General features: G+C 61.8%; 16 protein-coding genes and 2 pseudogenes. 8 read left to right on the forward strand and 10 right to left on the reverse strand.

Annotated elements, in window-relative coordinates; all coding sequences use genetic code 11:
- Positions 1-35: 35 nt before the first annotated feature.
- The 5 genes and pseudogenes from TK06_RS00040 to pvdM all read right to left on the reverse strand — a co-directional run bounded on the left by TK06_RS00040 (position 36) and on the right by pvdM (position 5,892).
- A complete protein-coding gene (locus tag TK06_RS00040) occupies positions 36-1,694 on the reverse strand; it encodes a cyclic peptide export ABC transporter (RefSeq protein ID WP_063320267.1) in 1,659 nt (552 codons plus the stop codon).
- Between the two features lie 353 nt (positions 1,695-2,047).
- Positions 2,048-2,179 (reverse strand): annotated as a pseudogene (locus TK06_RS31380) (formylglycine-generating enzyme family protein); the annotation flags it as partial.
- Positions 2,180-2,344: 165 nt separating this feature from the next.
- The gene (locus TK06_RS00045; RefSeq protein ID WP_063320268.1) at positions 2,345-3,220 is read right to left on the reverse strand and encodes a formylglycine-generating enzyme family protein; all 876 of its coding nucleotides are present in this window, start codon (positions 3,218-3,220) and stop codon (positions 2,345-2,347) included.
- 24 nt (positions 3,221-3,244) lie between these two features.
- A complete protein-coding gene (locus tag TK06_RS00050) occupies positions 3,245-4,525 on the reverse strand; it encodes an aminotransferase class V-fold PLP-dependent enzyme (RefSeq protein WP_063320269.1) in 1,281 nt (426 codons plus the stop codon).
- The gene (gene pvdM / locus TK06_RS00055; protein WP_063320270.1) at positions 4,522-5,892 is read right to left on the reverse strand and encodes a pyoverdine-tailoring dipeptidase-like protein PvdM; all 1,371 of its coding nucleotides are present in this window, start codon (positions 5,890-5,892) and stop codon (positions 4,522-4,524) included. Before pvdM ends, TK06_RS00050 begins: the two co-directional genes overlap by 4 nt.
- 177 nt (positions 5,893-6,069) lie before the next feature.
- Here pvdM and TK06_RS00060 point away from each other — a divergent pair, with 177 nt between their 5' ends.
- Positions 6,070-7,692, forward strand: a complete 1,623-nt coding sequence (locus TK06_RS00060) for a PvdJ/PvdD/PvdP-like protein (RefSeq protein WP_153044813.1) — start codon at positions 6,070-6,072, stop codon at positions 7,690-7,692.
- A 202-nt stretch (positions 7,693-7,894) separates the two neighbouring features.
- On the opposite strand, the gene TK06_RS00065 is transcribed toward TK06_RS00060, so the two are convergent.
- Positions 7,895-8,221 (reverse strand): DUF6124 family protein, encoded by a 327-nt coding sequence (locus tag TK06_RS00065; protein WP_063320272.1) that lies wholly within the window; start codon positions 8,219-8,221, stop codon positions 7,895-7,897.
- A gap of 559 nt (positions 8,222-8,780) precedes the next feature.
- Here TK06_RS00065 and TK06_RS32340 point away from each other — a divergent pair.
- From TK06_RS32340 to TK06_RS33290, 3 genes and pseudogenes are all read left to right on the forward strand, one after another.
- Positions 8,781-9,041, forward strand: a complete 261-nt coding sequence (locus tag TK06_RS32340) for a hypothetical protein (RefSeq protein ID WP_139211689.1) — start codon at positions 8,781-8,783, stop codon at positions 9,039-9,041.
- A 188-nt stretch (positions 9,042-9,229) separates the two neighbouring features.
- Positions 9,230-9,856 (forward strand): immunity protein Imm33 domain-containing protein, encoded by a 627-nt coding sequence (locus tag TK06_RS00070; protein WP_063320273.1) that lies wholly within the window; start codon positions 9,230-9,232, stop codon positions 9,854-9,856.
- 742 nt (positions 9,857-10,598) lie between these two features.
- A pseudogene (locus TK06_RS33290) lies at positions 10,599-10,777 on the forward strand (IS4 family transposase); the annotation flags it as partial.
- Positions 10,778-10,838: 61 nt separating this feature from the next.
- Here TK06_RS33290 and TK06_RS30420 read toward each other — a convergent pair.
- Positions 10,839-11,042: a DUF6124 family protein gene (locus TK06_RS30420; RefSeq protein WP_086936534.1), complete on the reverse strand. Its 204-nt coding sequence runs from the start codon at positions 11,040-11,042 to the stop codon at positions 10,839-10,841.
- Positions 11,043-11,703: 661 nt separating this feature from the next.
- Here TK06_RS30420 and TK06_RS32345 point away from each other — a divergent pair.
- Complete coding sequence (locus TK06_RS32345; RefSeq protein ID WP_139211690.1) at positions 11,704-12,093, forward strand: hypothetical protein; 390 nt, start codon at positions 11,704-11,706, stop codon at positions 12,091-12,093.
- Positions 12,094-12,386: 293 nt separating this feature from the next.
- Here the strand turns inward: TK06_RS32345 and TK06_RS00085 are convergent, their stop codons facing one another.
- From TK06_RS00085 to TK06_RS00095, 3 genes are read right to left on the reverse strand one after another with little or no spacing between them, the layout of a single operon-like run.
- Positions 12,387-13,781, reverse strand: coding sequence for an efflux transporter outer membrane subunit (locus TK06_RS00085; RefSeq protein WP_063320275.1), 1,395 nt, complete (start codon positions 13,779-13,781; stop codon positions 12,387-12,389).
- A gap of 10 nt (positions 13,782-13,791) precedes the next feature.
- Positions 13,792-15,762 carry a MacB family efflux pump subunit gene (locus tag TK06_RS00090; protein ID WP_063320276.1) on the reverse strand — a complete coding sequence of 657 codons (1,971 nt, stop codon included), beginning with the start codon at positions 15,760-15,762 and terminating at the stop codon, positions 13,792-13,794.
- Positions 15,763-16,914, reverse strand: coding sequence for an efflux RND transporter periplasmic adaptor subunit (locus tag TK06_RS00095; RefSeq protein ID WP_063320277.1), 1,152 nt, complete (start codon positions 16,912-16,914; stop codon positions 15,763-15,765).
- Positions 16,915-17,445: 531 nt separating this feature from the next.
- On the opposite strand from TK06_RS00095, the gene TK06_RS00100 reads away from it, so the two are divergent.
- The 3 genes from TK06_RS00100 to TK06_RS00110 all read left to right on the forward strand — a co-directional run bounded on the left by TK06_RS00100 (position 17,446) and on the right by TK06_RS00110 (position 22,884).
- On the forward strand, positions 17,446-17,928 hold the full coding sequence (locus TK06_RS00100; RefSeq protein WP_058546861.1) for a sigma-70 family RNA polymerase sigma factor: 483 nt from the start codon (positions 17,446-17,448) through the stop codon (positions 17,926-17,928).
- A 145-nt stretch (positions 17,929-18,073) separates the two neighbouring features.
- A complete protein-coding gene (locus TK06_RS00105; RefSeq protein WP_063320278.1) occupies positions 18,074-19,408 on the forward strand; it encodes a lysine N(6)-hydroxylase/L-ornithine N(5)-oxygenase family protein in 1,335 nt (444 codons plus the stop codon).
- A 275-nt stretch (positions 19,409-19,683) separates the two neighbouring features.
- Positions 19,684-22,884, forward strand: coding sequence for a transporter substrate-binding domain-containing protein (locus TK06_RS00110; RefSeq protein ID WP_063320279.1), 3,201 nt, complete (start codon positions 19,684-19,686; stop codon positions 22,882-22,884).
- The last annotated feature ends 69 nt before the right edge of the window (positions 22,885-22,953 follow it).

The following is a 22,953-nucleotide window of genomic DNA, read 5'->3' on the forward strand; positions in this document are numbered from 1 at the left end:
TGTTCTCGCGGTAAACAGCATTGCGTCGGGCGGGTTCAGGCAAACGCCGCCGGAGCTTTTTCACTGACCACCTGACCGGCCTGCATCCGGACCAGTTGATCGGCGATGTCGAAATAGCGGTCGTCGTGGGAAATGACGATGATGGTTTTGCCCAGCGCCTTCAGTTCCGGCAGCAGTTCGGTATAGAACACGCGGCGGAACAGCGGATCCTGGTCGGCGGCCCATTCATCGAACACCAGCACTGGGCGCTCCTCGAGCCAGGCGTTGAGCAACGCCAGCCGTTTGCGCTGGCCGGTGGAGAGGTCGGTGGTGCTGAAGGCACCGTCGCGGATGCTGACCTTGTGGGCGATTTCCAGGCGCTCCAGGTAGCGGTTGGCGTCCTTGGGCACCTGTTGATCGCCCTGGACCAGCTCATCGAACAGGTAGTAGTCGGCAAAAATCGTGGTGAACAACTGGCGATAATCGTCCCGTTGAGCGGCCCCTACCGGCGCGCCGTCGAGAAGAATTTCGCCGCCCTGGGGGAAATAGAGGCCCAGCAGCAGTTTGATCAGTGTGGTCTTGCCTCCACCGTTTTCGCCGACGATGAACACGATGTCACCTTGGGCGATGGACAGGTTGACCGGTCCCAGGGCGAAGGGTTGGCTGCCTTCGACCACTGGGAAGGCGTAGTGCACATCACGCAGTTCCAGCTGTTGGATCGTGGGCTTGCGCAGGTGTTTGTCGTTGAGCAACAGGTGCGGTTCGGGTGAGGAGAATTGCTCGGCCAGTTCGGCGATGCGCTTGAAGGCGATGTTCGCCCGGCTGATCACCGGCAAGGTCATCACCAGGTATTCCAGCGGGCCCTTCATGTACAACAGCACCAGCACGAAGCCGCTGAGCACGGTTTTGTCGATGCCCAGCCACAGAGATTGCAGGGCCAGGACCAGGCCAATGACCACAAAAAACAGCATCGAGCCGAAGGTCTTGGCCACCACGAACGTGTTGACCGAGCGGATGTTGGTCGCGCAGATGTAGTCGGCGGTCGCTTCGATGCGCTGGCTGAACATGCGCTGGCGGCGTGGGCGATGAATGCGCAGTTCCTTGGCCCCGGCGGCGATGGCGCCGTAGTGTTTCTGCAGCGCATCCTCGGCCTCACGGGCCGCTTCGAAACCGCGGATGCCACGGGCACGCGCCAGGTATTGCACGACCGTGCCGATCACCAGCGCCACCAGCAGCAGGAAAAACATCGGCAGTGACAAGTAGGCCAGGTAACCCAGGCAACCGAGGGTGACCGTGAAGGCGATGGCCAGCGGCGCGAAGGAAAACGCGAAGTCGCTGACGGTGTTGACGTCGTGGGTCAAGACCGGAATGAGCCGATGGCTGCGATAGCGTTCGATCTGTTCGATGGGCGCCAGCAGGACTTTCTTGCCCAGGGACTTACGCAGCTCGGCGATGATGTTCTGGCCGACATGGTTGGTGCCGATGTCCGACAGAATCGAGGCCAGCAGCGCCGCCGCGCAAAGCCCGGCGAACGTCGCCAGCAGCCGGGGCGTGGGCGTTGTGGCGGCGTTCAGGGCGTCGTTGATGGTCGCCAGCAGGGCGGTGATGCTCAGGCCGCCCAGCATGCCCAAGAGGATGGAACCTACGACAATCAGCCGGAAGGGTTTGAGCAGGCTGAACATTTCATTGATCACCCCGCGTGTTGGTTGGCTCATGGAGGTTTCCCTGCTTGATGAAAAGGGCGAAGGCCAGCGCGGGCATTCACCGCATGGGCTGGAGGACGGCGGCACACCGGTTGGGGCGCGCCCACCTGTAGAACGATTGGTGGGGGAGGGGATTTAACGAGGAATCGTCTGACACACATTATTGTGGCCAGGGCTTCAACGAGGAGTCGCCTGACACACATTATTGTGGCGAGGGAGCTTGCTCCCGCTGGACTGCGCAGCAGTCCTGAAACCGGCTGCCGCTATTTGTCTGGCTCACCGCGTGAGGGCTTTTGGGGCCGCTACGCAGCCCAGCGGGAGCAAGCTCCCTCGCCACAAAAGCGGATCTTCAGGCGGGCAGTTGATTACATATCCCGCGCCACCCGAAAACCAATCCAATCGCCGCGATCGCTGGGCACCAATGCGTTGCGGTTGCCGGAGCGGGAGAACACCGGGGCTTCGCCCCAGTCGTTGCCACGGATCCGCTTGAACTCGCACTTTTGTGGCAGGGGATTCAACGAGGAATCGTCTGACACACATTATTGTGGCGAGGGAGCTTGCTCCCGCTGGGCTGCGAAGCGGCCCCAGGATTTTGCGGTCGCTGCGCAACCGAGCGGGAGCAATCTCTGGCCACAAAAGCGGGTCTTCAGGCGGGCAGTTGATTACATATCCCGCGCCACCCGAAAACCAATCCAGTCCCCCCGATCGCTGGGCACCAATGCGTTGCGGTTGCCCGAGCGGGAGAACACCGGCGCTTCGCCCCAGTCGTTGCCACGGATGCGCTTGAACTCGCACTTGCCGGTCAGCCAGGCGCTGCCGTCGCTCGGTGCGCCGACGTAGCTGTCGTTGTAGCAATCGGCCGTCCACTCGTAGACGTTGCCGTGCATGTCGTACACGCCGAAGGCATTGGGCGCGTAGCTGCCGGCCGGTGCGGTGAAGTTGTAGCCGTCCGCCGCGCCGTAGGTGTTGGCGTGTTGGGCGATGCTGTATTCCTTGCCTGCGTCGAACGGGAAGGGGAACGGGCCGGTGCTGCCGCCGCGTGCCGCGTACTCGCGCAGGGATTCGCTGACCAGCCGGTACTGTTTGCCGGTTTTTTTCGACAGCCAGGCCACGTAAGCATTGGCCTCGGCGAAGTCCATGCACACCGCCGGGTGTCGGTCGGTGTATTGCTTGCGTGGGTCGCTGCCCTGGTAATCCGGAATGCCCGCCTTACAGGCGCGACCGGGGCGCTTATCGCCGTCGGGCATCGTGTAGCCGGTGTCGCGCAGGTAGGCGAACCATTCGCCCTTGAGCACCTGGAAGCGGCTGATCGCCAGCGGTTTGGCGAAGGTCACCGGGTGCATCGGACCTTCGTCGGGCTCGCGACCCACTTCGTCTTCCGGGGTGCCCATCTGAAAGGTGCCGGTGGGCAGCACGACCATTTCCGGGCAGTCCTTGCAGTCACGGAACACCTGCTCTGGTTGCGAGGCCTGGGCGCCGGAGGGCAGCAGGGCGGCGAGGGTCAATGCCGGGAGTAGCTTCAACGAAAAACTGTTCATCCATTTCTCTCGATAACGTCAGGTTCAGAGTGTCTTGCTCAGCAAGCCCATGAAGCGATCGATCTCGGCTTCGCTGTTGAGCAACCCCGGCGCGGTACGGACCACCGGCCCCGCATCGCGGTGCACGGCGTCGGCGATCACGCGGTTCTTCATCAGGTAGCCGGCGATCTCATCGCTGTCGCGGCCCTTGACCCGGAAGAAGGTGAAACCGGCTGACAGGTCCGGGCTCAGGGGCGTGACCAGCTCGATCTGCGGCAATGCCACCAGCTGTTTTTTCAGGTAGCTGTTGAGGGCGTGAATGCGCGCCTGCACCTCGGCCTTGCCCAGTTGCAGGTGCAGCTTGAAGGCTTCGTCCGCCGCCCAGCGATGCTCGAAGGCGTGGTAGCCGCCCGGCGTCATGGTGGTGGAAAACGCCGTGGCTTCGGAGAAGGTCGGGATGATCGGCGTGACGTACTTGAGCTCTTCGCTGCGGCTGCACACCAGGCCCGTGCCGCGCGGGCCGAACATCCACTTGTGGGTCCCGGCGATGAAAAAGTCGCAATTCATCTTGGGGAAACTGAGGTCTTCGACGCCGAAACCGTGCACGCCATCCACCACATAAATGATCCGCTGCTCGTCGCTGCGGCCCTGGTTGTGCTTGTCCACCAGGGCGCCGATCTTGTCGATCGGCAGCTTCACGCCGCTGCCCGAATGCACCCAGGTCATGCCCAGCACCCGGGTCTCGGGGCGGATGTTGCGGTCGATGGCTGCGAGGATTTGTTCGTGGCTGGCGTCGTGGGCGTTGTCGAACAGCTTGATCTTGCGCACCCGGGTGCCGCTGCGTTGGGTGCGCAGGTCGAGAATGGTGTGGGTGGCGTAGTGTTCGTGGACCGTGGTGAGGATTTCCTGGTCGGCCGCCACGTGGACGCCGCCATAGATGATCGACAGGCCTTCGGTGGTGCTGCCGGTGAGGGCGATCTGCTTCGGGCTGGCTTGCAGGTAACGGCCGGCCCAGATGCGCACGTTTTCCTCACGCTCTTCGGTGACGCCCAGGTCCCAGTCCATCAACAGCCCCGGGTTTTTATCCAGGGCCGCGCGGTGCTTTTCAATGGCCTCGCGCACCGGGCGTGGGTGAGTGGTGACCAGGAAATTGGAGAAGTGCAGGTAGTCCGGGTCCTGGTCGAACAGCGAGCGCAGTTGTGCCCATTTATTCTTGGGCAGTGGCGGCAGAGGATCGGCACTGGCCGTGGCGGACAGGCTGGTGGCCAGGGGCAGGCCGGCGGCGAGGATCCCGGCCTGCTTCAGGAAGGTGCGACGTTCATTCATGGCTGGACGGTCTTCTGGGTCGAGGCGATGGCGGGGCGTGCGGCTTTCTGGACCTGATCCCAGACCCGCAGGAAATTGCCGCCCCACAGTTTGGCGATGTCGGCTTCGGAGTAGCCGCGGGTCAGCAGTTCGGCGGTGACGTTGCGGATGTCGCCAACGTTCTCCCAGCCCCTTACACCGCCGCCCTCGTTGAAGTCCGAACTGATGCCGACGTGGTCAATGCCGATCTTGCGCACGGTGTAGTCGATGGCATCCCCCAGGTCCTTGAGGCTGGCCTTGGGTTCTTCTTCCAGGATGGCGTAGAGCTGGCTGGCGTATTCGCCAAACTTCTGCTCCGGCCAGGCGGCGATGATCGGGTCGCCGGGCATCAGTGCCATTGCCAGGTTGGGCAGCGGTTGCAGACCAAAACGCTCGCGCAAGGCATTGAGTTTGTCCTGGGTTTTTTGTGTCAGCGGGCGCAGGTATTGGGAGAAGCCGACGATCTGCACCACGCCGCCGCTGGCCTTGATCAGTTGCATTTCCTTGTCGCTGAGGTTGCGCGGAATGTCCACCATCGCCCGTGGCGCGGAGTGAGAGGCCACCAGCGGCGTACGGCTCAGTTGCGCGACTTGCTCCAGGGCCAGGGTCGACATCTGCGACACGTCGATGATCACGCCCAGGTCGTTCAGGCGCGACACCGCTTGCTTGCCGATGTCCGACAGGCCGCCGAGGGCATCGGGCGAGTCGTTGAAGAATGGCAGCGGTCGCGAGGAGTCGGCCCAGTCGTTATTGCCGATGTAGCTGAAGCCGAACATGCGCATGCCCCGCGCCGTCCACAGGTCCAGCAGGCTCAGGTCGTGGCCCAGGGGATAGGCGTTGAGCATGCTGATGAAAATCGCGAACTTGCCTTCGCCGTGCAGGCGGCGGAAATCATCCGGGGTGTAGGCAATGGCGACCTGGTTGGGAAAGTCCCGGACCAGGCCGGTGATGATCTTGTAGCGCACTTCCTGTTGGTTGCGCGCTTCCTCGACGAAACCGGCAGTAGGCTTGTGCGGCGCGTTGTCACCGTTCCACAGCTCGGGCCAGCCGAACACCGTCAGGGCCGCGCCGGACAGCTGCCCGCGGTTGGCTTTGACCAGGTCGAACTGACCGTTGCCGTCCTTGTCGGCTTCGTTACCAGCAGTGCCGAAATCCAGCGGCACGGTGATGTGGCTGTCGAAGGACAGCAGGCGTTCGTGCAGTTCCCGGGCTTCTTTCATCACCTTGACCGGGTAGCCGGGATTGTCCCGCCACCAGTGGTCCCAGGCTGCCAGACCGCCACCGACGGCCAGCGCCAGGGCCAATGGCAGGCCGATGAAAAGAGCCTTTTTCGAACGTCGTGTTGTCATTGCCGATCTCAGTCAGGTTCGCCTTGGAAGGACAGGCGCGGGGGCCTTTGCTATCTGGGGAGAACGAGTGATCGGTGGGGAAATTTAGGCGGCTTCGAGGGCCTCTATAAATTTGTTGGCCCACCCATCGTTCTAGCTTGGATAAAGCCCGTTCCAGGGCTGGACACAGGTAAGGCAATGACGATTTCTCGACGATGGTTCATGGCAGGCCTGGCGCTGACCGGTGCCGCCGTGCCTGCGGTGTATTACGGGCATCGCGAACTGACCCGACCAGACCCCACCATCACCCCCGGCGAAGCCTCGTTCGATGTGGCGGATGTGGCGGGCCAGCGCCGGGCCGATACGTTGCGGGGCATCTGGACGATCCGCTTCACCGGTCGCGACGCTGGCCTCGATGGCTTGCCCCAGGACGATCTCCAGGTGTTCCTCGATATCGGCCACAAGGGCCGTGGCCTGGTGGGTTACCTCGACACCGCCGAGCGGCTACGCGCCGGGGACGAACCGCGTTATCGGGTGTTGGGCGATTTGGCCGGCACCGACCCCAAGCAACTGAGCTGGCGACTGATCGGCGCCCAGGCCCCGGGCGGCGCGCCGGACTATGAATTCACCATGACCCTGGACGAGGTCTGGGCCGGCTTCGGCAATGCCGGCTCCGCGACGCTCAGCGGTCGTGTGTTGCGGTTGGATCGTCCGCTGGGCCTGCTGGAACTCGACAATCAATTCATCGCCCACAAGCAACCATTCCCCGAAGCCCGCGAACGTACACCGCTGAGCCCGGCGTTGTTGGCCTGGCTGGTGTCGCCAGAACATCGGCTGTTCCACCAGCTCTGGCATGCCTCGCGGGACAAATGGCACACCCTGGACGAAGACAAGCGTAACGCCCTGCGCGGCATCGGTTGGCAGCCCGGCCCACGAGATCAGGAGCGCGACGCCCGCGGCCCGCGCAAGGATCGCAACGGCTCGGGCATCGACTTCTTCTTCATGCACCGGCACATGCTCGGCACCGCACGTTCGTTCCAGCCACTGCCATCATGGCCGCGCTTCCCCTTGCCACAACCGGAGCTGGAGCGTGATCGCCTTGGCTTCGCCCGCTATTTCGACAACCACGACGGCACGGCCTTGCCGCCGACCTGGCTGGCTGACGGCGACGATCAATACGCGCAATGGGTCAGCGACATCAAGACCGCCGAGACCTACCACAGCAATTTCCAGGTCTGGGAATCGCGCTACCGCGACCCGCGCTACCTGGCGAAACTGACCCTGGGCCAGTTCGGCTCAGAAGTGGAACTGGGCCTGCACGACTGGCTGCACATGCGCTGGGCCTCGGTGCCACGGGACCCGTCCAACGGCTACCCGGTACCGTTCGCCCGCGACCCGGACGACTTCGCCCAGCGCTGGTACGCGCCGGAAAACGACTTCCTCGGCGATCCGTTTTCCTCCCACGTGAACCCGGTGTTCTGGGCCTTCCACGGCTGGATTGACGACCGCCTCGAAGACTGGTTCCGTGCCCATGAGCGTTTCCACCCGGGCGAAGTGAGCCGGCTTGAAGTCAACGGCGTACCATGGTTCGCCCCCGGCCGCTGGGTGGAAATCGCCGACCCCTGGCTGGGGCCGGACACCCACGGTTGCAGCACCACCCCTGGGCTGCAGGCCGGACGCTCGGTGGAAATGGACCCGGAAACCATGAAATTGGCGCTGCGCATTACCTTCGGCAGTGACGACAAAAAGCTTTCCGAACTGTTCCGCCGCGTGCCGCAACGGCCGTGGTATGCGCGCAATCTCAAGAGCAAGCCGGTGTAATCCCGCCGTCCCAAAAAACTAAAGTGAACGCAGTTGTGGCGAGGGATCTTGCTCCCGCTTGGCTGCGAAGCAGCCCCCAAACCAGCCCCCTCAAAAACATCTGACCCACCGAGGTGCCGGCCATTGGGGCTGCTGCGCAGCCCAGCGGGAGCAAGCTCCCTCGCCACAGGTGTCACTTGGCTTGAAATTGTTGTGAAGGTTTTTAGCGCGGCACGGCGATGTCCAGGGCGCGGTTCGCCAGCAGTTCTGCCAACTCGATCATTTGCTGGATGCCCAGCGCAAAATGGCGCCGCGAGCCGTCCAGTTCAAAGGCCTGCTCGCTTGCCATGACGTTGACCGAAGCGAGGGTTTCGCTGAGGTTGGCCAGAAGGCATTCCATGTCCGCGCCTTCTGCAACCGTGAACAGCTGGCCCGGTGGCGGATTGGGTTTTTCAGGCTTGGGATCGAGGTAAAAGGCGAGGGCGCGGTCGGCGGCTTCGTTGAGTTTTTTCGAATCGTCTGCGGGGGGATTGGGGGTGATCTTGAACATGGTGTAACTCCTAGTATTAGTTTCAGGAGCCGACACTATCGCTACCAAACGATGGGGTGGCGGCCGTACGCGGGTTGGTAGACCGGAGCACTAGGAACCCGGCGCGCCCGAAGACGCCCTGCGCACGGCCACCATGAAACAGACGCCGAGAAAGCATCTGTAGGAGGTGGCGCTTGCGCCTAGTTAACTCGCGGGCTACCAAACCCGATCGCTGAAATCAGCGACCCGGAAACAGTAAAAGCCACGAGCCAGGCGCACAAGCCGGCGGATTCTGGCGCAGTTGTAGGCAATGGCGCAAGGCAGCGTAGCCTCGCTCGGGAGTCCTACATGGCCGGATAAACAGAGCCAGAGCCGAGCACCATTACTGATCTAATAGGATTGTTGAAGGAGGGCGTCACTATGTTGATAACGGTACGGGACGCAATATTAACGTCAAGAGGAATAAAGTGGTAATTGCTGGTAGTAGAGGGAATACTGTATCGCAGCTTAAGCAATCGTGCAGATACTAATCGATCGGTTGCTAGCGGTAAGTGGGGCCCAACAGATTAATGGAGGAGAAATGTTAAGATCTCATGAAGTATGGAAAGCCATGGATTCACATACTCTTGCTATTTATTTTTGCTTCGAAAATTTAAATAGTGGCGAGTATTGCGTTCAAAATGTTGAATTCTTCCGTCTGCCTTTGGCGCATGAGTATCAGTTAAATGCCCTGAGAAATACGATAGGGCTTTTTATGGAGGAGAGTCCTTTATCTCGCTGCCAATGGCGGCCCTCTCTAGAAGAGGCGATAAAGCTACATGACAAAACTTTTGAGAATTGAATGAAAAATTAACACGCCTGTCATACTTGCGCAAAACTGATCCAGGCACTAAAAGCGGCAACTACATACCTGATTATCAACCGGCCATGGGCTGAACCCGGCTGGGGGTGAGCAGCGACTTTACCCGCACTGTCTGGGCTGCAGTTGTATCCAGGGGGGGCAAGTGCATGGTGCTACGAGTGTAATCAATGAAAATCAGCAGTATCGAAGCAGGCTCGGGTCTGACATTGAAAACCGAGGGACTTGCGGAGCGGTTTGACTATGAGGTCAGCGTCATGGTCGATGACGCTGGTCTGAAAGAAGGTGCCATCGACTTCATCGACCTCGTCGTTCGCTATGTTGAGGCGGGTTATAGGGTCGCTCCAGATGAAACCTTGGAGTATGGATGTTGGGTCACGAAGATGCATCTGAACGACAAACGAGAGTTGGTGTTTTTTGAGCAGTCACCGATAACTGGGGTTTATGTACAAGGCATCAGTACCACGCTGAGACTCTGGGCCGAACAGCATGCGGTGTGTGAGAAGGCCGGCGTGGACTACGCCGCACCGACGTTCGACCAGATGATTGTGATCTCAGATGGCATCCAGGAAGGCGATCCTGCTGAAGGAGTACGCTACCCCTCTCCCGAGCATATGTCAGGGTGGTGGCTCACCACGGACAGATTTGATGGGGATATAAAAAATCTGAAGACGGTTCATGCCCAGCATGTCTCGGTAAGTCGACCAGACTTGGTGAGGTTTTTAGCGCTACCGTTCGGCTACCGATTCCACGCTCCTACGAATGACGTCTGGCTGGATGAAAAAATAAACAACTGATACTGCCTAAATGAGGAGCCCGCCCAGCCGGGCGGGCTCCTGACTTTAACGCGCTGCTTGCTCTGGCGAGCGCGCTGACAGTGGACGCAATGCTTAATGGCAACGGTGGAAAATCGGGTGATGGTTTTAGCCTTGGGAGTTCTTCAGGGTCTGACATAGGTAATCCCAGCTCTTGGTCCAGCAGGCGGGTTCACAACGAGCAGGATAGTACGAACAGCGGAGACGGCGCGAAAACAGGCGACAACACAAATCCATACAAAGGACCTGTGGATCAGCCCGTTGTAGTTGTTGACGAACACGGAAATGCAACTCCTGTTAATCTTGGGGAGTATGTGGAGGGATCTCCTGGCTGCGAATACCAGCAGGTTCTCGGACCGGGTGTTAATCCTGCCGGTGATTGCTTGGACAGAGGAGGACACAGGAATCAAAATGATCCTCGTGCTCAGGAACCACACGGTCATCGGCTAGGTGTTGCAACGCCCGATGGTAACCCTCACCTTCCGATCTATCATTGATATGACTAAGTTCACTTACGACGACATGGTAAAAGTGGTAGCGCACGCACCGGAGGCGCTCAGGCCAGGTAAGCAAGCATGGATCGTCGGCGTCTTTGATGACCGGCCGGGCAGCTACTTTGACAAATTTCCACCTGGTACCGTCTACTCGATTGAGTTTGAAGATGGATCCTCACTGGAAATTCATGAATCTGACTTAGAGCCCGCCAGTTAGAGGGTGCAAGCAGAGGGGGGAGCCTGCGCTGCTGTGTGCCTTGGTCACTGGCAGCGCCTGGCACCGACGATTGAAGAAATGAGCTGCTCGGCCATTTTGTCTGGCTGGCAACAGCGTGTTGTTGACGGCAATTACCAGCCTTGCTCCCGCTGGTTGCGCAGCAACCGCAAAATCTTGGGACCGCTTCGTAGACCAGCGGAGCAAACTCCATCGCCACGGGTGCCACTTGGCTTGAGGGTTGTGGTGCGGGCCTCTATCGCGGCGCGGAGATGTCCAGGGCGCGGTTTGCCAGCAGCTCACTCAACTCGACCATCTGCTGGATCCCCAGGGCAAAACTCCGCCTCGCGCCCTCCAAATCAAATGCCAGCTCGTTGGCCATGACATTGACCGAGGCGAGGGTTTCGCTGAGGTTGGCTAGCAGGCATTCCAGGTCCGCGCCTTCCGCTACGGTGAACAACTGGCCCGGTGGCGGATTGGGTGTTTCAGGTTTGGGATCGAGATAAAAGGCGAGAGCGCGGCGGCTTTGTTGAGTTTTTTGGACTCGTCTTCGGGGGGATTGGGGGGATCTTGAACATTGTGCAGCTCCTGGTTATTTATGAGGCGCTGCCAGGCATCACTTGCAGATGATGGGTGGCAGCTATGCGCGGGTCTGCAAGACCGGGAAACCAGGAACCCGGCAGACCCGAAGGTCTCCCGCACACAGCTGCCATTGAGCGACACGGGTGTGTCGATTGGCTTGTGGCTATGCGCCTGGTATTTCGTCGGTCTTGCAGACCCGATCACTGATGGGCTGTGACGGGAAGCAAGTTATCGATGGGGTGCCAAGCGCACAAGCCGGCGGACTCTGGCGCAGTTGTAGGCAACGACGCAAGGCGACGTAGCCTCGCTCGGGAGTCCTACATGGCCCGATAAACAGAGCCCAAGCCGAGCACCATTGCTGATCATTCCCACTTCGCGTGGGAATACAGCCAGGGACACTCCGCGTCCCAGAGAGCCGAACGCAGAGCGTCCGTAGAGACATTCCCACGCGGAGCGTGGGAACGATCGAACCATTGAAATATAGCGACCGGATGCTAAGCGAGTCGCGATAAGATACGTTACGACTAATGGATGCTGATATGAATACACAAACTTTTCGACCGTGGAACGTACCAGGCTTACCTGCTTCCGGTCGGGTGACTCTCGAGCGCATTACATATGGGAGTGGTATGCGGATTCACCTTAGAGAGGCGGGGGAGGCAGGTAGACGTCTATATTTGGACTTCCCTGAACTTCCTACCGCTATGCGTATAACAAACGAAAGTATGAGACTTGCCTCGTTACCGTTGGTGCCAAAAGAAATCGAAAATTCATTCTTTTTAGTCGAGAATTCGGAATTTTTAGCGTGGTTGAATGGCAACTCGCTTGATATTTATAAAGATGATCCGATTTTTCATTTGGCAATTGTTACTGAGGAGTGGATAGATGTTATTTGCAACGAGAATCCAGTTGTGGTTTTTGAAAGTTGACGGGGTGTGAGTCTCTCGGGTGATTAGAGAGGCTTGGTGTGGTGACATTGTAAAATGTCTTGGCTAGCGTACTAGACGAGTTCCATCCAAGTCATCGGGCTCGGATGGACGTCGTTTTTTGAAAATCGATTTGGATACGTACTTCTTAGTGTCTTAACTGCTCTAATGGATGCTTTGACAGTAACCCCGATATTGAACGGTGGCCAATCTAGTGATAATGCTGGGCTGCGCAGCCCAGCGGGGATAAATCCCCTCGCCACAAATGTCACTTGGCTTGAATGTGTATTCGAGGCTTACATCACCCGCCAATCCCCACCCAACGCCCTGTACAACGCCACGCTCGCCTGTACCCGCGCCAGCCTTAACTGCACGTTCATATCCTGGGCAGCGTACAGCGTGCGTTGGGTTTCCAGCACGGTAAGCAGGTCTTCAGCACCGGCCTGGTAGCGACGCTGGGCGATGTCGAAGGCGGTTTGGGCCTGCTGCAGTTCTTCGGTTTGCCACTGCCGCTGTTGATCCAGGCCGTTAATGCTGTTCAGGGCTTTTTCGACGTCGGCGAAGCCGTTGATGATGGCGGCGCGGTAGAGCTCCAGCAGTTCCTCCTGGCGCGCGGTGGTCCTGTCTCGTTCGGCCCGCAGACGACCGTTGTTGAAGATCGGCGCGGCCAAACCGGCGGTGAGGTTGTAGACGTTGTTGCGCAGCAACTGGTCGGCGATGTCGGCGCCGGTGCCCAGGCTCAGGCCCAGGGTGACGGAGGGTAGCATGGCGGCGCGGGCCACGGTGATGTCGGCCTGGGCAGCGGTGAGGCGCGCTTCGGCGGCGGCGATGTCCGGGCGGCGGCGGAGCAGGTCGCTGGGCACCCCGGCGTCGATGGAAGGCCACTGCAGGTGTTCGAACTGTTCATCGTCGAGCCTGACCGCCTGCACCGGTTGCCCCAGCAGCGCCGCCAAGGTAATCAGCGCTTCCTTGGCCTGCTGCTGCACTTGGGGCAAGCGGCGTTGTTGGGCCGCTACCAGGCTTTTTTGCTGGGACAGTTCCAGGGCCGTGGCGCTGCCGGCGTCGTAGCGGGTCTGCACCAGGTCGAGTACGCGTTGGGCGTTGTGCAGGTTCTGTTCGGCGATGCGCTGTTGCTCGCGCAGGGACAACGCCTGGGTGTAGCTGTTGGCGACGCCACTGAGCAGGGTCAACTCCACGGTCGCCCGGTCGAACTGGCTGGCCGACAGCGTGCTCAGCGCACTGTCCCGGGCCGCCCGCTTGCCGCCCCAGAAGTCCAGCTCATAGGTGGCGCTGAGGTTGGCGTCGTAGTAGTCGATGGTGCGGTTGTCCCGGTCGACGTCCAGTTGGCTGTAGCCTTTGCCGCGCAACAATTCCTGGCGATTGCCGTTGAGCCCGGCCCGGATTTCCGGCAGCAGTGGGGCCCCGGCGATCACCGCTCTGGCCTGGGCCTGGCGCACCCGGGCCATGGCGGCGGCGAGGTCGTGGCTGTCCAGGCGCGCCTGTTCGATCAGCCGGTCCAACTGTGGGCTGCCGAACTGCGTCCACCATTGCTGGTTATCGGCGCGAGCGCTGGGCGTGTCGAGGTTTTGCCAGGCCGGTGGCGGCTGGATGCCGCTGTCCGAAGGCGACAACGGGCTGGCGCAGGCCGCCAGTAACAGGCTGGCGGCCAGGAGGGTCAGGGGCGCTTTCATGGGATGAGGTTCATTCACTGGTGAGGGCCGCGACCGGGTCGAGGCGGGCGGCCTTGCGGGCCGGCATGAAACCGAAGACGACGCCGGTGACCAGGGCGCAGCCGAAGGCGCCGAACACTGCCAGCCATTCGAAGGCCACGGCGATCTTGCCCAGCAGCAAGGCGCCGCCCACCAGCAGGGCCAGGCCGATACCCGCCAGCCCGCCGACCACCGAGAGCATCACCGCTTCGGTGAGGAACTGGCGCAGGATGTCGCGCTGGCGAGCGCCGGTGGCCATGCGGATGCCGATCTCGCGGGTGCGTTCGCGCACGGTCATGAGCATGATGTTCATCACGCCGATGCCGCCCACCAACAGCGAAATCGCCGCGATGGCGCCGAGCATCAGCGACAGCGTGCCCTGGGTGCGGGCTTCGGCCTGGATCATCGCGGCGTTGTTGGTCAGTTCGAAATCCTTCTTGCCGTCATGCAGGCGCAGCAGCGTTCGGGAGACGGCTTGCTCGGCTTCCTTGACCTTGCCCGCGTCCTTGGCGGCGATCACCACGTACTCGGGATGACGACTGCCGAACAGCCGTACGCTGGCGGCGGAGTAGGGCACGGCGACGCGGTCGTCGGCGTCCGAATCCCCGGAGCTGGCGCCTTTTTCGGCCAGCACGCCGACCACCTGGAACGGCATGTTCTCGATCAGGATGTAGCGGCCGACGGGGTCGGCGACGTCCTTGAACAGTTTCTGCCGGACCCGGTAGCCGATCACCGCGACTGCGGCAGCGCTACGCTCATCGGCCTCGCTGAAGTAACTGCCCTGGGCCACCGGCCAATTGAAGATGATCGGGAAATTCGTGTCATTGCCGCCGACGTAGCTGGTGTGGTCGAGGTTACCAAAACGCACGCTGGCGTCGGCGCCGTTGACCGGCATGATCCGCTGCACTTCGGGCAGGGCGGCGAGGGCGGCCAGGTCGTATTCGCTGATGATGCCCTTGGCCGCGCGCGGGCTGGGTGCGCTGCCGTTGAGGTAGATGATGTTGGAGCCGAAGGCGCCCATCTGGGCCATGACCTGGCGCTTGCTGCCTTCGCCCACGGCCAGCATCACCACCACCGAGGCCACGCCGATGATGATGCCGAGCAAGGTCAGGGCGGTGCGGAAACGGTTGATCCACATCACCCGCCACGCGGCCTGCACGGCGTCGAGCAACTCGCCTTTCCAGGCGCCGTTGTGTTCGCTGCCGGCACTCAGGCGCTGGCGCAGGTCCACGGCTTGCAGGGCCTTGGGGTTGGCGTGCACTTCGTGTGGCGAAGAGGGCGCGTTGTCACTGATGATCAGCCCATCGCGGATTTCGATGATGCGCTTGGCCCGGGCCGCCACTTCGCGGTCATGGGTGATCAGGATCACCACGTGGCCCTGGCTTGCCAGTTCGTCGAGCAAGGCCATGACCTCAATGCCACTCTGGCTGTCGAGGGCACCGGTGGGTTCGTCGGCGAGGATGATGTGACCGCCATTCATCAAGGCCCGGGCAATCGACACTCGTTGTTGCTGGCCGCCGGACAATTGATGGGGACGGTTGCCAGTGCGGCTGGCCAGGCCCAGGCGGTCGAGCAGGGCGCTGGCGCGGGCGTGGCGCTCGGCGGCCGAGGTGCCGGCGTAGATGGCCGGCATTTCGACGTTTTCCTGGGCGGTGCCGGACGGAATCAGGTGATAGCCCTGGAACACGAAGCCGAACGCTTCGCGCCGTAGCCAGGCCAGCTCGTCGCTGCCCAGATTGGCGACGTCTTCGCCGGCAAAACGGTACTCGCCGCTGGTGGGGCGGTCGAGGCAGCCGAGGATGTTCATCAAGGTGGATTTGCCGGAGCCCGACGCGCCGACAATCGCCAGGAACTCCCCAGCGTGAATAGACAAGTCGATGCCGCGCAGCACCTCCACCCGAGGGCTGTCGCCACCGCCGTAGGCCTTGCGAATGTCCCGCAGTTCGATCAGGGGCGTGTTCATTCAGTCTCCGCTGCCGGTGGTCGGGCCGATCAGCACCTGTTCGCCCTCGCTCAGGCCGTCGACGATCTGGATGCGCAGGCGATCGCTGACGCCGGTGCGCACGGTCCTCGACTGGACATCGCCATTGTCGGCCAGCACCCGCACCTGGCCGGCGTTGTCCTGTAACGCAGCGGTGGGCACGGTCAGCACGTTCTGGGCCTGGGCCGCGACGAAAAATACTTGGGCGGTCATGTCGGTCATCAGGCTGCGGTCGGCGTTGTCTACGTCGAGCAGCACGGTGTAGAGCACCACCCGTTCGCTGCCACTGCGCCCGCCGGTCGGGCTGCCGCCCTGGCTGGCTTCCAGCGGGCGTGGTGGCACCGGGAGGATCTGGCGCACGGTGCTGCTCCAGCGACGGCTGCCGCCGGCCAGGGTGGTGAAGTAGGCGGTCATGCCCGGCTTGACGTGGCCGATGTCGGCCTCCGAGACTTCGGCCCAGACCGTCATCGGCGACAGCCGGGCGATGCGCAGGATCAGCGGGGTTTGCTGCTGGGCATTGAGGGTCTGGCCTTCCCGGGCACCGACGGCGACCACGGTGCCGCTCATCGGCGCATAGATCCGCGTGTAGCCCAGCTCGGCCTCGTCGCTGCGCAGGCTGGCCTGGGCCTGGCGGATCTGGGCCTGGAACATGTCGATGCGCGCCTGGGTCGCCCGCACCTCGGCCTGGGCGGTCTGGACGTCTTCCTCACGGGTGGCGCCGCCGGCCTTGAGTTGCTGCTGCCGGTGGAATTTCTGCTGGGCCAGGTCGTGTTGGGCGCGCTGTTCCTGGAGCTGGGCCTTGAGGTTCTCGATCGAAAAACGCCCGGCGTCGAGCCTGGCTTTTTGCGTTGACGGGTCGATCTCCACCAGCAGTTGGCCTTCGCGCACCTCGTCGCCGGCCTCCACGTGAATCTTCTGGATCTGCCCGGACGCCTGGGCGCCGACGTCGACATAACGCCGCGGTTGCAGGGTGCCCAGGGTGGTGACGCTGTTTTCGATATCGCCACGGGTGACGGGCGCGGTGACCAGGGGCGCCCGGCTTGGCGCGACCGCTTGCCACGCGGCGAAGGCCACGGCCGGAAGCAGGGCGAAAGTGAGAAGCCAGGCGCGTCGGGTAGGGCGGGGACGTTTCATGCGGGGTTCCGGCCGGTGATATCGGGCCCGTCGCAGGCAGGGCAGGGACGGGAGGCTGTTTTGGTAAACGAGCGCTTGGGGGCGGGAATTTACTGGGTTGAAACACTTGGTAGCAGGTTGAGGGGAAGGCAACTCGGCAGCCAAGCCATGTGATGTTGTAGTGATGGATTTATTTGTGGTGAGGGGATTTATCCCCGCTGGGCTGCGAAGCGGCCCCAAACCAGCCCACTCAATACACCTGATACACAGAGGTGCTGCTTTGGGGGGGGGGGCTGCTGCGCAGCCCAGCGGGGATAAATCCCCTCGCCACAGATAAATCCCCTCGCCACAGATACATCACCTAACCAACAAAAGCCGTGCTCCGCCAGGGTTGAGATGAACGAATCAGCCCTGATACAAACCAAAGCTTTAAATCTATATGAGAATTACTATAAATTACGCGATTGAATCTGCCACTATCGTGCCATTGCCTTTCCCGGGCATGCCGAGTGGGCACAGGGATAGCTGGCGCAGCCATTGCGCACGGGAGTCATGTTGGAAAACTACTATCGCGAGCTGGTGTGTTTCCTGAACGCCAGGCTAGGCAACCGCCAGGCGGCCGAGGATGTGGTGCATGACGCCTATGTGCGGGTGCTGGAGCGCGCCAGCGACACGCCCATCGAACAGCCCCGGGCGTTCCTGTATCGCACGGCATTGAACCTGGTGATCGACGGGCATCGGCGCAATACCTTGCGCCAGGTCGAATCCCTGGAGGTGCTGGACAGCGAAGAGCGCTTCTTCACCCCGTCGCCCCAGACCAGCCTCGACCACGGCCAGCGCCTGGACATGCTCCAGCGTGCCCTGGCCGAGCTGCCACCGCTGTGCCGCGAGAGCTTCCTGTTGCGCAAGCTCGAAGGCCTGTCCCACCCGCAAATCGCCGAGCGCCTGGGCATTTCCCGGGCACTGGTGGAAAAACACATCGTCAACGCCATGAAGCACTGCCGCGTTCGCGTGCGGCAGTGGGACGCGCATTAATCTGCCTACGCCGGTCGCCTCGTGGTAAATTTTTTTTCATTGTCCTCGTTCCTCTCAACACACGACTTGTTGGCCCCCTAAACGCTGGGCAGGTCACCCCAGGCTTTTCGCGCCCTGTTGAGGGCTTTTCCAGAGGACACTGGACATGACACAGGCAATTGCATCGCCCATCGTTCACGACTTGATCGGCATCGGTTTCGGCCCCTCGAACCTGGCGCTGGCCATCGCATTGCGGGAGCGCGGGCCGGTCCAGGGTGAACTGGACGTGCTGTTCCTCGACAAGCAGGCCGACTACCGCTGGCACGGCAACACCCTGGTGACCCAGAGCGAGTTGCAGATTTCTTTTCTCAAGGACCTGGTGACCCTGCGCAACCCCACCAGCCCCTATTCGTTCGTCAATTACCTCAAGCACCATGGCCGCCTGGTGGACTTCATCAACCTCGGCACCTTCTACCCGTGCCGCATGGAGTTCAATGACTACCTGCGCTGGGTGGCCGGGCATTTCACCGAACAGAGTCGCTATGGCGAAGAAGTGCTGCGCATCGAACCGCTGCTGCACAATCAGCAGGTCGAAGCCCTGCGGGTGATTTCCCGCGGCCGCCAGGGCGAAGAATTCGTACGTACCACCCGTTCGGTGGTGGTCAGTGCCGGTGGTACGCCGCGGATTCCCGAGGCGTTCAAGGTGTTCAAGGACGACGCGCGGGTGTTCCACCATTCCCAGTACCTGGAGCGCATGGCGGGCCAGCCGTGCGTGAAGGGCCAGCCGATGAAGATCGCGATCATCGGCGGAGGGCAAAGTGCGGCGGAGGCCTTCATCGACCTCAACGACAGCTTCCCTTCGGTGCAGGTCGACATGATCCTGCGCGGCTCGGCCCTCAAGCCTGCGGACGACAGCCCATTCGTCAACGAAGTGTTCTCGCCGGAGTTCACCGACCTGGTGTTCCAGCAACCCCACAGCGAGCGCGAGCGCCTGGTCAACGAGTACCACAACACCAACTATTCGGTGGTGGACATCGACCTGATCGAGCGCATCTACGGGATTTTCTATCGCCAGAAAGTCTCTGGCATCGCCCGCCATGCGTTCCGCACCCTCACTACGGTGGAGAAGGCCACGGCCACCGACGCCGGTGTGGAACTGGCGGTGCGCAACAACGCTACTGGCGAGTTGACCGTGCGCCGCTATGACGCCGTGGTGCTGGCCACCGGATACGAGCGGCAGATGCATCGCACCTTGCTGGAGCCGCTGGCGCAATACCTGGGGGATTTCGAGGTGGATCGCAACTACAAGCTGATCACCGACGAGCGCTGCAAGGCGGCGATCTACATGCAGGGCTTCTGCCAGGCCAGCCATGGCCTGAGCGATACCTTGCTGTCGATCCTGCCGGTGCGTGCCGATGAAATTGCCGGCTCGCTGTATGAGCACGGGAGCAATCGCGGGCAGGCGCGTCCGGTGCGCGATCAGTTGCTCGCCGCCGTATAGGCCCTGTGGGAGCGAGTCACTCGCAGGAAATCTATCAGCCAACGCAACCCTGTGGGAGCGAGCAAGCTCCCACAGGCCATAGGCCCGGTCTCCGGTCACTCGCAGGAAATTCTTCAGAAATTTCCTACACTCACTTCACAGCCTCCTGCTGTTTGACAGGCTCGGTTCGCTGTTCCCTCGTATTGGCAGTCTGAACCCCTCAGCCGGTCCACCCTGACTGTATGTGCAGTCGGTGTGAGCCGGGCCGACTACGCCAAGCGAAACACCCTGACCAGATGATGTTGCTTTTACGCACAGGCCTGGTGGCGCTGTTGCTGGGCTCATTGAGTGTGGTGCCACCAGTGGACGCGGCCCCCGAGGCGCTGCGGGTGCTCGGGCGCTCCAATGTGAGCGATTATTCGGTGTCCCTGGACGACGCCGACTGGACCTGGCTGCGCCAAAAGGGCGCGTTGCAGTTGGGCGCCTCGGCGCCGGACTACGCGCCGTTCAGCATCACCGGCAATGGTCGCGACTATGAAGGCCTGACCGCCGATTATGCGCAATTGCTCGGGCAACTCCTTCACATCAAGGTGCAGGTCCAGCGCTACCCATCCCGTGCCGAATCGATCCAGGCCCTGCGCGGCGGTGAGATCGATATGCTCGGCACCGCCAACGGCTTCGAAGCCGCTGATCGGGACCTGGCGATGTCCCAGGCCTATGCCGATGACCTGCCCACCCTCGTAGCGCGCATCAACGACAGCCAGGACTTGCCCAGCGACCTGGCGGGCAAGCGCGTGGCGATGCTGTATCACTACTTGCCGCCGGAGACGGTCGAGGCGTTTTACCCCGAAGCCTCCTTGCAGCTGTTTCCCTCGACCTTGAGCGCCATCGGTGCCGTGGCGTTTGGTCAGGCCGACGTTTATCTGGGGGACTCGATCAGTTCCAACTACCTGATCAGCAAGAATTACCTGAACAATATTCAACTGGCCGATTTTTCGCGCATGGAAGTGCAGCCGTTCGCCTTCGCGGTCAGCCGCGACAACGTGCGCCTGTTGCGCATCATCAATGCCGCGCTGCAAGCCATCCCCGCCAGCGAACAGATGAGCATCCTGAGGCGCTGGAGTGCCGGCGGCGCGAGCATGCCGGGTCAGCAGGCGCTGCACTTCAGCGTCAAGGAGCAGCGCTGGCTGGATGCCCACCCACGGATCAAAGTCGCTGCCAACGAAAATTTCTTGCCGCTGACGTTCTTCGATGAACAAGGCCATTTGCACGGCATCGGCGCCGATGTGCTGGCGAGGATCAGTTTGCGCACCGGTTTGAAATTCGATGTACAGCGTGGCGACTCGGTTGATGATTTGATCGGGCAGATCAAGAGCGGCAAGGCCGACGTCCTGGCGACCGCCATACCCAGCACCGAACTCGAAGACGAGTTGCGCTTTACCCGACCGTACCTGACGAATCCGTTCGTGCTGGTGGTGCCCGCGCGGGCCAAGGGGCCGCTAACCCTGGACCAGATGGCCGGCAAGCGCCTGGCGCTGGTGCGTGGCAACGTGTTGCGCGAGTTCCTGCTGGAGCAGTTCCCCCGCGTGCAGTTGGTGACGGCACAAAACACCGCCGATGCCATGGCCATGGTCGCCGCTGGCAGGGCGGACGCTGCGGTCAATCCGCTGATCAGCGCCCGCTACATGATCTCCCGCCAGTACCGCGACACGCTGCAGGTCACCAGTACCGTCGGCACCTTGCCCGCGCGCGTTGCGTTGGCGACGAACCGGGGCGCATTGGAGCTTTACTCGATTCTCGACAAGGCGCTGTTGAGCATTTCTCCCGAAGAGATGGACGAGCTGACCAACCGCTGGCGCAGTGAGGTGGTGATCGACGACAGTTACTGGCTGCGCAACCGCGCCACGATTCTCCAGGGGTTCACCGTCGCTGCGCTGCTATTGCTGGTGACCTTGGGCTGGGTCGTTTACTTGCGGCGCCTGCTGGAGCAATTGCGCGTCGCCAAGGAAAGCGCTGACGACGCCAACCGGGCCAAGACCACCTTCGTGGCGACCATGAGCCATGAGATCCGCACACCGATGAACGCGGTGATCGGCCTGCTGGAACTGGCCCTGAAAAAAGCCGATCAAGGCATCGTGGACCGGGTCGCCATCGAGGTCGCATCGGGGGCCGCCCATGGCATGCTGGACTTGATCGGCGACATCCTCGACATCGCCCGCATCGAGTCGGGCAAGCTGTCGCTGGCGCCACAACGGGCCAATCTGCACGAATTGACCGAGTCGGTGGCGCGGATTTTCGAGGGCCTGGCCCGGCAGAAACACCTGCGCCTGCAACGGGTGCAGGACACCGGGGTCAACCATGACGTGTTGATCGACCCGTTGCGCTTCAAGCAGATCGTCTCGAACCTGTTGAGCAACGCCATCAAGTTCACCGACCAAGGCGAGGTGCGCCTGAGTGTGCGCGGCGAGCCGGACATTGAACACAGGCGCCTGGGCATTTGCCTGCGAGTCGAGGACACCGGCTGCGGGATTTCGCCTGAGGACCAGCGCCGCCTCTTCAGCCCCTTTACCCAGGCCAGCCACACGACCCAGTCGGCCCGCAGCGGTTCCGGGCTGGGGCTGGTCATCAGCCGCACCTTGTGCGAAATGATGGGCGGCACCCTGACGTTGCGCAGCGTGGCGGGGGCGGGCACGCAGGTCGAGATCCTACTGGACCTGCCCCTGCTCGACGCCTTGCCGACCTCGCCGCCTGTCGAGGCTGAGGCGCTGGTGCCGGGCCGGGCGCTGAGTATCCTGGTGGTCGATGACTACCCGGCCAATCGCTTGCTGCTGTCCCAGCAACTGGGCTACCTGGGCCATCGTGTCCAGGAGGCGCAGAACGGTGTCGAAGGCCTGCACGCCTGGCGCAGCGAGCACTTCGATGTGGTCATCACCGATTGCAACATGCCCTTGATGAGCGGCTACGAACTTGCGCGGGCCATTCGCGACGAAGAGCATGCGCAAAACCTGTCGCCCGGGGTGATCCTGGGGTTCACGGCCAACGCCCAGCCTGAGGAAAAGGACCGCTGCGCCGAGGCCGGGATGGACGATTGCCTGTTCAAACCCATCAGCCTTCGGGCGCTCAATGCGTGCCTGGTTTCGGTCACGCCGGACGTGGGGGCGCCTCAGCCCGACGATGGCATCGACTTGACCAGCCTGGAACAACTGACCGGTGGCGACACGACCGCCATCAGGGCACTGCTGGAGGAACTGGTCAGCAGCAATGCCGACGATCAGGCGCGACTGTTGCACTTGTCCAGCCGACAAGACTTGCCGGGCCTGGCGGACCTGGCGCACCGGATCAAGGGTGGGGCGCGGATCGTCCAGGCGCAACGGCTGATCGCCGCCTGCGAGGCGCTGGAAAGCGCTTGTCGGGGCGGCGATACGTTGCTGCTCGCCCAAGCCGTGGAAGATATTCGCCAAGCCATCGAGCACGTGGCGGAGCAACTGAAGACCTAACAAGGGCTTCGTCTGGCTTCATTTTGGGAATAATCCTACATCGTCTTTCAAGCGCTTCCTCTAGCCTGA

The organism is Pseudomonas fluorescens, from assembly GCF_001623525.1.
Classification (GTDB): Bacteria; Pseudomonadota; Gammaproteobacteria; order Pseudomonadales; family Pseudomonadaceae; genus Aquipseudomonas; species Aquipseudomonas fluorescens_Q.